The 11,674-nt window shown below is 69.7% G+C and carries 10 protein-coding genes and 1 pseudogene; 5 read left to right on the top strand and 6 right to left on the bottom strand.

The features are described from left to right. Window positions 1–69 precede the first annotated feature (69 nt). The 3 genes from ABZ833_RS07160 (at window position 70) to ABZ833_RS07150 (ending at window position 2,718) form a co-directional block, all read left to right on the top strand. Window positions 70–936, top strand: a complete 867-nt coding sequence (locus ABZ833_RS07160; protein WP_361042241.1) for a universal stress protein — start codon at window positions 70–72, stop codon at window positions 934–936. Window positions 937–1,033: 97 nt separating this feature from the next. After that, window positions 1,034–1,762, top strand: coding sequence for a pyridoxamine 5'-phosphate oxidase family protein (locus ABZ833_RS07155; protein WP_361042239.1), 729 nt, complete (start codon window positions 1,034–1,036; stop codon window positions 1,760–1,762). A gap of 569 nt (window positions 1,763–2,331) precedes the next feature. Further along, a complete protein-coding gene (locus ABZ833_RS07150; protein ID WP_361042236.1) occupies window positions 2,332–2,718 on the top strand; it encodes a VOC family protein in 387 nt (128 codons plus the stop codon). An 86-nt stretch (window positions 2,719–2,804) separates the two neighbouring features. Here the strand turns inward: ABZ833_RS07150 and ABZ833_RS07145 are convergent. The 6 genes and pseudogenes from ABZ833_RS07145 to ABZ833_RS07120 all read right to left on the bottom strand — a co-directional run. Beyond that, a pseudogene (locus ABZ833_RS07145) lies at window positions 2,805–3,149 on the bottom strand (alpha/beta hydrolase); the annotation flags it as partial. Window positions 3,150–3,201: 52 nt separating this feature from the next. Further along, window positions 3,202–4,494, bottom strand: coding sequence for an MFS transporter (locus ABZ833_RS07140; RefSeq protein WP_361042233.1), 1,293 nt, complete (start codon window positions 4,492–4,494; stop codon window positions 3,202–3,204). Then, window positions 4,478–5,359, bottom strand: a complete 882-nt coding sequence (locus tag ABZ833_RS07135) for a TauD/TfdA family dioxygenase (RefSeq protein WP_361042230.1) — start codon at window positions 5,357–5,359, stop codon at window positions 4,478–4,480. Before ABZ833_RS07135 ends, ABZ833_RS07140 begins: the two co-directional genes overlap by 17 nt. 55 nt (window positions 5,360–5,414) lie before the next feature. After that, window positions 5,415–6,386, bottom strand: coding sequence for a quinone oxidoreductase (locus ABZ833_RS07130; RefSeq protein WP_361042227.1), 972 nt, complete (start codon window positions 6,384–6,386; stop codon window positions 5,415–5,417). 79 nt (window positions 6,387–6,465) lie between these two features. Beyond that, window positions 6,466–7,524 carry a 3-keto-5-aminohexanoate cleavage protein gene (locus tag ABZ833_RS07125; RefSeq protein ID WP_361042225.1) on the bottom strand — a complete coding sequence of 353 codons (1,059 nt, stop codon included), beginning with the start codon at window positions 7,522–7,524 and terminating at the stop codon, window positions 6,466–6,468. Between the two features lie 170 nt (window positions 7,525–7,694). After that, the gene (locus ABZ833_RS07120) at window positions 7,695–8,714 is read right to left on the bottom strand and encodes an AraC family transcriptional regulator (RefSeq protein ID WP_361042223.1); all 1,020 of its coding nucleotides are present in this window, start codon (window positions 8,712–8,714) and stop codon (window positions 7,695–7,697) included. A gap of 283 nt (window positions 8,715–8,997) precedes the next feature. Between ABZ833_RS07120 and ABZ833_RS07115 the strand changes: the two genes are divergently transcribed. Together ABZ833_RS07115 and ABZ833_RS07110 are read left to right on the top strand one after the other, a co-directional pair. Further along, the gene (locus tag ABZ833_RS07115; protein WP_361042221.1) at window positions 8,998–10,047 is read left to right on the top strand and encodes a TauD/TfdA family dioxygenase; all 1,050 of its coding nucleotides are present in this window, start codon (window positions 8,998–9,000) and stop codon (window positions 10,045–10,047) included. Next, on the top strand, window positions 9,998–11,500 hold the full coding sequence (locus tag ABZ833_RS07110) for a long-chain fatty acid--CoA ligase (protein ID WP_361042218.1): 1,503 nt from the start codon (window positions 9,998–10,000) through the stop codon (window positions 11,498–11,500). Before ABZ833_RS07115 ends, ABZ833_RS07110 begins: the two co-directional genes overlap by 50 nt. Window positions 11,501–11,674: the final 174 nt, after the last annotated feature.

Below are 11,674 nucleotides of genomic sequence, written 5' to 3'. Positions count from 1 at the left end.
CCTGCTGCGCGCCCCCATGACGCGGGGAGAGTGGGGACATCCCGAAGTCGACCAACTCAGGAGGCTCCAATGTCCCGCATCGTGATCGCAGGCATCGATGGTTCACGCGAGAGTCTGGCGGCCGCGGAGTGGGCCGCCGGTGAGGCTTCGCGGCGACGACTACCGCTTCGGCTGCTCCACGTCCGGGACCCGTCCCCCGGGGTGCGCGCGACGTTCGCCGGTGCCAAGAGGTCACTCTGGCCTGACGGCGGAGCGCAGTCGGCGGCCGAGGCCCTCCGGATACGGCACCCGGACCTCGATGTGGCGACCGACGACGTGCTCGGCAGGCCCGCCGAAATCCTCTGCACGGCGAAGGACCAGGAACTTCTGGTGCTCGGTTCACGGGGTCTTGGCCGACTGGCTGGCTTCCTCCTCGGCTCCGTGTCACTGGCGGTCATGGCCCGCAGCACCACCCCGGTCGTCCTCGTGCGGGCCGAGGACACGTCGTCCGCGCGGGAGTGGCTGCCGTCCGGCGATATCGTGGTGGGCCTGGACACCGCACAGCCGTCGGACGCCGTGCTGGAATTCGCCTTCGCCCACGCCGAACGGCACGGGGTCACGCTGCGGGCGTTGCACAGTTGGCAGCTGCCCCCCTTGTACGGCGGCGATCCGACGGGCGCAATGCTGTCGGCCCAGTCCGAACTGGCCACGGTGAGGGGCGAGGTCCTCGCGGAGATTCTGGCGCCCTGGCGGGAGAAGTTCCCCACCGTCGCCGTCACCGAGCGGTGCCGGCTCGGTCATCCCGCGCGCGACCTCGTGGAGGCGTCGCGCGATGCCGGTCTCCTCGTCGTGGGCCGCATGGAGCACCGGGCGAACGTCGGCGCGCACATCGGCTCCGTCACGCACGCGGTGCTGCACCACTCGGTGACCGCGGTGGCCGTGGTGCCCCACGCCTGACCAAGCGCGACCGCCGCGCACCCGCACAGCCGACGCCGACGCGAACTCCGCTCCCCTGCCGGAGCAGCCCCTCCGGCCGACGACAGGAGGCTCTCCCATGTCCCCCACCTCAGCGCCCGGTCCCACCGCCCCCGCGTCCCGCCACCGGCAGGGTGACATGGGCCGACGCGTGTCGTGGCGTCGAGAGCAACTCGGTCTGTCCCGCCAGGACGTGGCGGAGCGATGTGGCTCGGTGCCCGGATACATCAGATACGTGGAGGAACAGTCCGTCACGTCACCGGGTATCGGCTTCCTGACCAGCCTCGCCAACGCGCTGGAGACGACGGTTGCCGAACTGGCAGGCGGCACGGCAGACCTCCCACCCGGCACCGCAACAGCGCCCCACCGTCCGCAGTTCACCGAACTGGGTGTCGGGGAGTGCCATCGGCTGCTGGGCACACACGGCATCGGGCGAGTGGGCTTGTCCACGCCCGACGGGCCCGTCATCCTGCCGGTCAACTACATCCTGTCGGAGGATGCCGTCGCTTACCGGACTGCCCCGAACGCCCTTCCCGCGTCCGCCGCGGGAAACCGGGTCGCTTTCGAGGTGGACCGCATGGACGACGCCCTCAGCCAGGCGTGGAGCGTCCTGCTGTCAGGCACGGCACGTGCGGTCACAGACCCCGTCCAGGTGCGTCTGCTGAACGAGAGGGCACATTCCCTGCCGTGGGCGGGGGGCGACCGCGACCTCTGGATCGCGATCACCCCCACCCGGCTCACCGGCCGCCGGATCGCCGCCCGCCACACCTATCTCTCGTCCGCGGTCGCGCGGCCCGAACTGCAGTAGCCCACCCGCGGATCCGGGCCCACACCTGGCTTGCGAGTACGCGCGGGTCGATGCCGGGCAGGGCGATGCCGGCGGCAGAGCGTCCGCTGCTGTGGTCGGTGATCGAGAAGGTGGCGTGCGTACCGTCCGACCTGTCCGCTCCGGCCAGGCAGTCCCTGACAGCAACTGTGCGACTGTTCGACGTGCTCTCGGGACACCTGGTTCTTGGCCGGTACGCGGTCGATGATCCAGATGTTGCGACCCCTGTCGGTCAGGAATGCCCAGAGCGGAAGCAGGAGCGCGCTCGCTGCCACGACGAAAGACACCAGAAGAGCGCCTTCGACGCCGTGAGACTTCGCGAGGCCACCGGACACTGCCTGTCCGCCGGCTGTTCCCAGGGGACCACCGGCGCACAGGATGGTCATGGCGACCGCTGCCCGTTCCGCCGGGGCGAGCCGTTCGGTCAACGCGTACAGGCTGATGGCGAATGACCTCATTGGTGAACGAATCCGTCTGGTCGAGGAGGGCCTGGCCGGTCTCGTCCAGCAATAGGACCCGGCCTGTCCTAGATCCTTAATACCGTCTCGCCCATGAGTCATGAAGACACGTCAGCATCCGGATTCCGCTACTCGGCCGTCACCTTCGACTGCTCTGACCCCGCCGAGCTGGCCCACTTCTACGAAAAGGCCCTCGGCCTGCCCGTGGTCTTCTCCACCGAAGATTTCATCCTGCTCGGCCAAGAGGGAGCTGCCGGACTGGGATTCAACCGGGTCACCGACTACCGCCGCCCCACTTGGCCGGACCCCTCCCAACAGAAGCAGGCCCATATAGAAATAGGCGCAGAAGATTTGGAGGCCGCTGAGGCTCGCCTGCTTGCCCTGGGTGCCGTCAAGCCGGACTTCCAGCCGGACCCTGACCGGTGGCGGGTCCTGCTGGATCCCGCAGGCCACCCGTTCTGTGTCTCCACCCTGGTCTGAGCACGACCGTCCCTCCAACTCTCCATCGTCACAGTTCGGCACAGCCGAAGCGTTGGAGGAACTCCATGGCCGACGCTGGGGAACGGCAGCGCGGTCCGCGGGACCGGCATCCAGCCGTTCTCCCGCAGCGTTTCTGGATCGGGGTAGCCGTCGGGCAGCGGGGTGTCGAAGTCTGGCGGTGTCGCGAGGACGGCACCCCGTACCGGGTGGTGGTGCCGGGCCGCCCAATGGACGGTGGTGAGCACTCCGGCGCTGTGCGCGACGAGCACCACCGGGCCCTCCACTCCCGACAGTACGCCGTTCAGCGCCGTGACCTGCGCGTCTCGGCTGGCCCTGGCGTCCGTCAGGGGCGGCACGGTCACGGCGTCGGCGAGCCGGGCGGCGAGGTCCGTCTGCCAGTGGTCGGGAACGTGGTCGCGCAAGCCGGGCACGAGCACGACCGTGGGGGGGGTGGGGCAAGCGTGGGGGGGTGGGGTTCATGTGTCATGTCCTGACCTCCGATTTTCTGAAGGGCCCAGCCGTGGCCGAGACGAGCCCCCTGTCGTAGTGGCGTCTGCCGAGGGCGAAGGCCAGGCCCGCCACGATCGAGACGAGTGGGACCACGCACAGTGCGGCGTCCAGGCCCATGCGGTCCGCGAGCAATCCGGTCACCGCGGGGCCCGGTGCAAGGCCCAGCAGGCTGTTGGCGAGGGTGAGCGTGGCCATGGCCGTCGCCGCGACCGCGGTCGGCGTCAGGCTGACCACCATGGCCGCAGCGGGTCCCGCGGTCGCGTTGGACAGCAGCGTTCCGACGCCGACGAGGGCGAGTTGCGCCGCACCGGGCGGGAGTTGGAACCCACCAGTGAGCAAGATCAGCGATCCCACGCTGCACACGATGGCGACGGTCCACTTGAGGTGGGGACTCCTGCGGCCGAGCCGGTCGGAGACCAAGCCGCCGCCGACCATGCCGATCCCCGTGATCAGCGCGAAGACCCCGGCGGCAAGCCCCGCCTTGGCAGGTGCCATCCCGTAGTAGCGGTCGAGAAAGCTGGGCATCCAGGCCAGCAGCGCCATCGCGATGAACATCTGCAGCCCGCTGCCGACATAGGCGCACAGCACGGAGACGGAGGAGAACAGCCGTGGCAGCAACGTGCGCATCGAGCCCTCCGCTCCCGGTGCGGAGGCGGGTCCGATGCCGGCCGACGCCAGTTTCCGCTCCGTGACGACGACGCCGTAGACGGCGGCCAGAACCAGTCCGAGCAGCCCCATCACGCCGAACGTCCAGCGCCAGCCGAGGTGTCCGGCCAGGACACCGCCGATCGACACCCCGAGGACGGATCCGAAGGCGCCGCCCGCGATGAACGCGCCGGAGAGCGTGGCCCGCAGGCCTACCGGGAACACGCTCAGCACCACGGCGATGCCGACGCTTCCGTACGCCGCCTCCCCCACTCCCACCATGAAGCGGCCCAGGAACATCTGGCCGTAGTCGGCCGCGACGGCGCAGCCCAGGGTCGCCAGGCTCCACACGACGGCGGCGAGGACCAGGCTCCTGACCCGGCCCCAGCGGTCCGCGAGCAGCGACAGCGGGAAGGTCAGCACACCGACCATCAGGGCGACGATGCCGCTCAGTGAGCCCAACTGGGAGTCGGAGAGCAGCCATTCGGCCTTCAGCAGCGGGAACACCGCGTTCAGGACCTGCCGCGACATGTAGTCGGACAGCAGCAGGCCGAAGCTGAGGGCGAACACCAGCCACGCGTAGCCGCGGGTCATCGCCCTCGGCTCACGCGGGCCGGTCACCGGCGATACCCGCACGTTCCATCTTGCGGACGGCCGGCCAGTAGTCCTGGACGGCGTAGTGCTGGGTGGAGCGGTTGTCCCAGATGGCGACGCTGTTCTCGGTCCAGCGCCAGCGGACCTGGTACTCGGGGATCGCCGCCTGGCTGATCAGGTAGTTGAGCAGGAGGCCTGCGCCGGGCGTGTGGTCCTGTCCGAACCGTACGTTCTCCGGGATGTGGTGGTTGACGAAGTGGGTGGTGAAGGCGTTGACGAAGAGGATCTTCTCCCCGGTCTCCGGATGGGTGCGGACCACCGGATGTTCCGGATCCGGGTAGCGAGCCTTGAGCTGGTGGCGCTGCTCCATCGGCAGCACCGCGCCGAAGCTGGCCTCGATGCTGTGCCGGGCACGCAGTCCGGCGATCTGCGTGCGGATGTGCTCGGGCAGCCTGCGGTATGCCTCGGCCATGTTCACCCAGATCGTGTCGCCGCCCACCGGGGGCGTCTCGACACAGCGCAGGACGGCCCCCATCGGTGGGCACTCGCGCCAGGTCGCGTCGCAGTGCAGCGCGTTCTCGTAGTGCTCGGGCTTGCTGTCGAGGTCCTTGTAGATGCGGACCAGGCCCGGGTGGTCGGGGTCGCTGCCGAGGACCGGGTGGTCCTCCAGCGGGCCGAGGCGGGAGGCGAAGGCGACATGGTCGGCACGGCTCAGGTTCTGGTCACGCAGGAACAACACCTTGTGGCGGAGCAGGAGTTGCCTGATCTCTGCGAAGAGGGTGTCGTCGTGCGCGGCCTCACCGAGCTGGACGCCGTGCAGTTCGGCTCCGATGGTGCAGGTGAGTGGTTCGACTTCGATGCGCGTACGGGATCGGGTGGCGGTCTCGGTCATGTGCGCTCTCCTGTCGGCGGTGATCAGGTCGGGCGGTGCTGAGGTCGGGTGGCGCTCAGGGAATGAGGACGGACGAGCCGGTCGTGCGGCCCGCCTCCAGCGCGCGGTGCGCCGTCGCGGCGTCGTCGAGGGCGTACCGCTGGTTGATCCGGATCTCGATGCGGCCGGCGGCGACATGGCCGAAGAGTTCACCGGCGAGGTCGTCCCGTTCCGTGGGGTCGGCGATGTAGTCGGCGAGCGCCGGCCGCGTGACGAACAGCGAGCCGTGCAGGACGAGTTGCATTGCGTCGAGTGGCGGCACACCGGACGACGTACCGAAGCAGACGAGCAGCCCGCGGCGGCGCAGCGAGGCCATGGACCCGGCGACCGTGTCCTTGCCGACGCTGTCGAGGACGAGCGGGACGCCGACCCCGTCGGTCAGCTCCCGGACCCGCTTCGCGACGTCCTCGGTGCGGTACTGGATGGTGTGGTCGCAGCCGTGGGCGCGGGCGAGTTCGGCCTTCTCCTCGGTGGAGACGGTGCCGATGACGGTGAGCCCGAGCAGCTTCGCCCACTGGCAGACGATCAGGCCGACGCCGCCCGCGGCGGCGTGCAGGAGGATCGGATCGCCGGGCTTCAGCGGGTGGATCCGACGCAGCAGGTACGCGGCGGTGAGGCCGCGCATCGTCATGGCGGCGGCGGTGTCGAAGGCGATGTCGTCGGGGATCCGGATCAACGAGTCGGCGGGCATGACCCGTTCGGTGCTGTACGCGCCGAGCGGGCTGCCGGTGTACGTCACCCGGTCGCCCTCGGCGACCCGGGTGACGTCCGGGCCGACGGCCTCGACGACGCCGGCCGCCTCGACGCCGAGCCCCGCGGGGAGCGGGGCCGGGTACAGGCCGGTGCGGAAGTAGGTGTCGGCGAAGTTCAGGCCGATGGCCGCGTGCCGGACGCGGACCTGGCCGGGGCCGGGGCCGCCGACGTCGACGCGCTCGCGGCGCAGGACGTCGGGGCCGCCGGTCTCGTGGAAGCGGATGGCGTGTGCCATGGAGAGGCTCTCCTCGTACGGGGGATCAGCGGGGTACGGGGGATCAGCGGAGTGCGGAGGATCAGCGGAGTGCGGAGGATCAGCGGGCGGTGTCGCGCAGCATGAAGCCGCGCTGTCCCGGACGCCGGTTGGGCACCATGCCGAGCCGGGCGAGGGTCTGGTCGGTGTCCGTGTAGTACTCGCCGATGTGGTAGATCTCCTTGGCCTCGGCGCCGCTCGCGACGTCCCGGCCGAGGGTGTCGGCGAGGGCCACCATCTGCTCGACCTGCCGTACGGAGCTCATGGGCTCGCCCTTGCGGGCCCACAGGTTGTCCTCGTTGCCGACGCGTACGTGAACGCCGAGGGCGATGGCGATGGCGTTCATCGGGGCGACGGCGCGCATCGACGACTCGATGGTGAGGACGGCTCCGTCGGGAACGCGGCGGACGAACTCGATCAGGTCGGCCGGGTGGCGTCCGGCGAACCCGCCGCCGATCGCCACGTAGTTGAGGACGAGCGGGCCGGTGTACACGCCGCTGCGGATGAGGCGCTCGACCGTCTCCAGCTGCGCCAGGGTGGCGAGCTGGAAGTGCGGCTGGATGTCATGGGCGTGCAGCCGCTTGAGGTGTTCGAGGTAGAAGTCCGGGCCTGCCTCGACGACCATGTCGCGGTAGGCCTGGTAGTAGTCGGGCTTGGCGATGGAGGTGCCGGCCAGGTCGTCGTCCGCCATGATCTCGACGATGTTCATCTGGCTGGTGTTGATGGCGATGGTCACCTGGTCGGGGCGCGGGCTGAGTTCGGCAAGGAGGTGGCGGGTGTCGTAGCTGAGCCACTTCGCCTCGGAGCCCTCGTCCTCGGGGGCGAACGAGATGGAGCCACCGATCTGCAGGACCATGTCCGGGACGGCTTCGCGCAGCCGGCCGATCAGTTCGTTGAACATCGACATCCGCTTGGAGCCGTGGCCGTCCAGTTCGCGTACGTGGATGTGGAGCACGGTGGCCCCCGCGTTGTGGCAGTCGACCGCCGCCTGAACGTGCTCGTCCATGGTCAGGGGCAGGTCGTCGGCGTCGCCGGGGAGCCATTCCGGGCCGTAGGGCGCGGCCTGGATCACCAGCTTCTCCTGGTTCTCGGGCAGCAGGGAGTCGTCGAGAAAGTGCATGGGTCATCTCCTGGTACGCGAAGCGTCGGGCGGCAGGCCAGACAGCCACACCGGCCCAACTCAGGGCATTCACAAGGGCGTTGGCGGATGAATCCGCGATGTCCCTTGCGGTACGGCCACGTTAGGAGCTGGTTACGTGACGCGCTTTACGCGAGGTGACAGGAGACTTGTCAGTTGGGGACAGGCCCCTCAGCGGACCGCCTCAGGCGCCATTCGCGTGCGCTGGTGCCGAACTGGTCGCGGAACCAGCGGGAGAAGGCACTCGGTGCGGAGAAGCCGAGGAGTCCGGAGATCTCCGTCAGGGAGCGGCGCGGGTTCGCCACCAGTTGCTCGGCGAGCTGGGTGCGTGTGGCGTTGACGAGCGAGGAGAACGTTTCGCCGGACGCGGCCAGATGCCGGTGGACGGTCCTGCGGTCGACGCCGAGGCTGCCCGCGACCTGTTCGATCGAGCAGCGTCCGGTGGGCAGCAGCACCTCGATCAGCTCACGTACCCGGTCCCGTTCGGTGGCGTCCTCGGCCACCGCGAGGGACTCGAAGTACCGGCGGGCGTAGCCGCGCAGCAGAGGGTCCGACATCGTGTTGGGGGTGTCGAGTTCGGCGGCGTAGAAGACGATGCCGTTGAAGTCCCGGTCGAATTCCACCACGGGCCCGAAGTGGCGCCGGTGCGCGGCGATGTCGCGGGGCGCGCCGTGGGTGAAGCACACGGACACCGGCTGCCATCGGGCGCCGAGGAAAACCCGCAGAAAACCGTGGAATGTACCGACGGCCAGCTCGACGGCCTGCCGGGTCTCACGCGCCTCCCCCAGCTCCAGGCTCACCTTCACAGTGGCGAACCCGTTCGCCTCGGTGAGCCGGCTGTGCAGCATCTCGTTGACCATGTGCTCATGGCGCACCAGGAGCGCGATGGCGCTGCGCACATCGGGCTCCTCGCGCAGGACGAGGCTGATGGGCCCGAGGTTCGAGAAGCGGCGGCGCTCGGCCAGGAGCACGCCGAACTCCTCACGGCGCGCGGCCGTGGCGGAGAGTTCCAGGAGCTCGGTCACGGCGGCGCCGGGAATCCACCGGTCCTGAACGGCGAGCCCGACAGGATCGAGACCCACGCTCTTCATCAGACCGCGCGGGTCGATGCCGAGGGACTGACTGAGCTCTACGTAGCTGCTCAGAGCTGCATTGCGGACCAGCGGCTTCATCGGCGCACTCCCAGGGTCTGTCCCACACTGATAAGCCACCTGTCCCGTCAGGTCAAGCGATCCGTCGGGCCGTGACCTAGCGTGTCACCACCGCTGAGCCTTCACGGAGATCCCGCGGGCGTCACCCTGGCAAATCCCCGGCCCGTTGAGAGCGGCTGCCGCGTAGATCACAGACAAAGAGAGGAGCGACCTGATGCGTGGGAATTCAGCAGAGAATCGGCGGCGCCCCTGCACCGGACCGGCCGTGTGGCGGGGCCGGGACCTCGCCAGGTCCCGTGCCTGGGTGCTGCGTCTCGGACCGGCGCAGCTCGACGAAGTCGACGCGGCCGTGCAGTCGGTGCGCGCACGGGGCACGCCGTTGCTGAAGGTGACAGCCGACAGCTTCCCCCTGCCGTCGCTGACGGCCGATCTCGCCCGCGCGGCAGCTGAGCTGGAGTCGGGCCGGGGATTCGTCCTGGTACGTCGCGTACCGGTCGAGCGGTACGACCCCGCGGCAGCCGCCGTTCTCCTCTGGGGACTGGGCCGACACCTCGGCATCCCGGTGTCGCAGAACGCGACGGGGCACATGCTCGGCCACCTGACGCACGACGGGCCAGCGGCCTCGGCGGCCCGGCCGTTGCGCACCGACGATGCCGACACGCTCGCTCTGCTGTGCCTGCGCACATCCCGTACCGCGGGGCACATGCGACTGGCCAGTTCGGCGGCGGTCCACAACACGGTCCTTGCCCGTAGGCCCGAGTTGATCGACGGCCTCTATCGCACGCATTACCTCGACCGTCGCGGAGAACAGTCTCCCGGGCAGCTCCCCTGGCATGCGGTGCCGCTCGTGCACCGTGCCGGGGGAAGGCTCAGCCTGCGCTACGACCGTCGCCGCCTGGAATCAGCCCGGCGCCTGCCCGGAGTGCCGCGCCTGAGTCCGGAGGACGTGGAGCTGTTCGACCTCATCGACAGATCCGCGGCCTGCCCGGACCTCCGTCTCGACGTCGCCCTCTGCCCAGGAGACCTGCTCCTCGTCAACAATCACGCGGTCCTGCATGCCCACACAGGATTCGCAGATGTCCCGGGCACCGAACAGAGCGCGCGGGCACTTCGGTTGTGGCTCACTCCACACCAACCGCGTCACCTGCCAAGGGACTTCTGGGGCGATACGCACTACCCCGACGGAGCTCGCGGCGGGGTCGCACCGCGCGACGTGATCACCCCGCAGTCCCCCGCAACACCCGCGGCTCTCACAACTCCCGCACCCCCAACGACTCCCACCGCTTCCATGGGAAGGAATCCACATGACCGACCTGTCCGCACTGCTGGCCCGAGCCGTCCGACACCACGCTGACCGGACCGCCGTGCGGCAGGGCGCGACCCGGCTCACATACGCCCAGCTGGACGACCTGACCGGCCGACTCGCCGCGCTGCTGCGGACCAAGGGGCTGCGCGCGGGTGACCGGGTCGCGGTGGCCATGCCCAATGTCGCCCAGTTTCCCGTCGTGTACTACGGCGCCCTGCGCGCCGGTGGCGTGGTGGTCCCGATGAATCCCCTGTTGAAGTCGGGCGAGATGGAGTTCGTGCTGCGCGACTGCGGCGCCCGCCTGCTCGTCACCTCCCCCTCCTGCTCCGAAGAGGCCGAAGCCGCGGCGGTCCTGGCCGGAGCGGAGTGCCTGATCGCGGATCCCGCGACGTTCGCCGCGTCGCTCTGTACGGTCCCCCCTCTGGCCGGGACACCCGATGCCGCCGCCAACGACACCGCGGTGATCCTTTACACGTCCGGCACGACGGGGACTCCGAAGGGCGCGGAGCTGACGCACCGCAACCTCGTGAGCAACGCTCTGACGACGGCGCGGACGCTGCTGCGTGCGGGCCCGGACGATGTCCTCTTCGGTGGTCTGCCCTTGTTCCACGCGTTCGGCCAGACCTGCGCCCTGAACACCGCCGTGGCGGCGGGCGCAGGCTTGTCCCTGCTGCCGCGCTTCGACGCCGGCGAGGCACTGGCGACACTGCGCCATGACGAAGTCACCGTCTTCCTGGGCGTCCCCACGATGTACGGCGCGCTGCTCCGCCACGGAATCGAGCGGGAACTGCCGCGACTGCGCCTGGCCGTCTCGGGCGGCGCCTCACTGCCCGTCGAACTGCTGCACGCCGTGGAGCGGGAGCTGGGGGTCACCGTCCTGGAGGGGTACGGCCTCTCGGAGACGTCGCCGGTGGCCTGCTTCAATCCGCCGGACCGACCGCGCAGGCCCGGTTCCATCGGTCTTCCCGTCCGCGGGGTCGAGCTGCGGCTCGTCGCGGACGACGGTTCGGTGGTCGGCCACGGTGAGGTCGGCGAGCTGGCGATCCGCGGCGAGAACGTGATGAAGGGGTACTGGAACCGGCCGGACGCAACCGCGGACGCCTTCCGGGACGGTTGGTTCCTCAGCGGCGATCTGGCGCGGGTAGACGAGCACGGCTACTACTACGTCGTCGACCGCAAAAAGGACCTCGTCATCCGGGGCGGCTACAACGTCTATCCGCGTGAGATCGAGGAGGTCCTGTACGCGCACCCGGACGTCGCGGAGGCCGCGGTGGTCGGGGTGCCCGATCCGGCGCGCGGTGAGGAGGTCGCCGCTGTCGTGGTGCTCAGGGCCGGGGCCCGCGTCACGGCGGACGAGCTGCGTGACTACGTACGACAGCGCGTGGCCGCCTACAAGTACCCGCGGATCGTGCGCTGCGTCGACGCACTCCCGAAGGGGGCGACCGGCAAGATCCTCAAACGGGAGATCGCGGCCGGGCCGCTGATGGCCCCGCCTGTCTGATGGACACGGGCACGATCCGGGTGAGGTGCGGAGCGGTGTCTGGGAAGCCGTGACGGTATGCCGTCCAGCACTCTGCGTGGCTGGTGAGGTGTTGCTGCCAGGCATACCGGGCAGCACTCGACGGACAGACCCGGCTTCAAAGCCTCGACGGCGTGCTCACCAGCGCACCCGCGG

Origin of the sequence: Streptomyces sp. NPDC047525, assembly GCF_040643025.1 — a bacterium.
In the GTDB taxonomy this organism is placed as follows: domain Bacteria; phylum Actinomycetota; class Actinomycetes; order Streptomycetales; family Streptomycetaceae; genus Streptomyces; species Streptomyces durmitorensis.
This window is presented reverse-complemented; position numbering and strand designations above follow the sequence as displayed.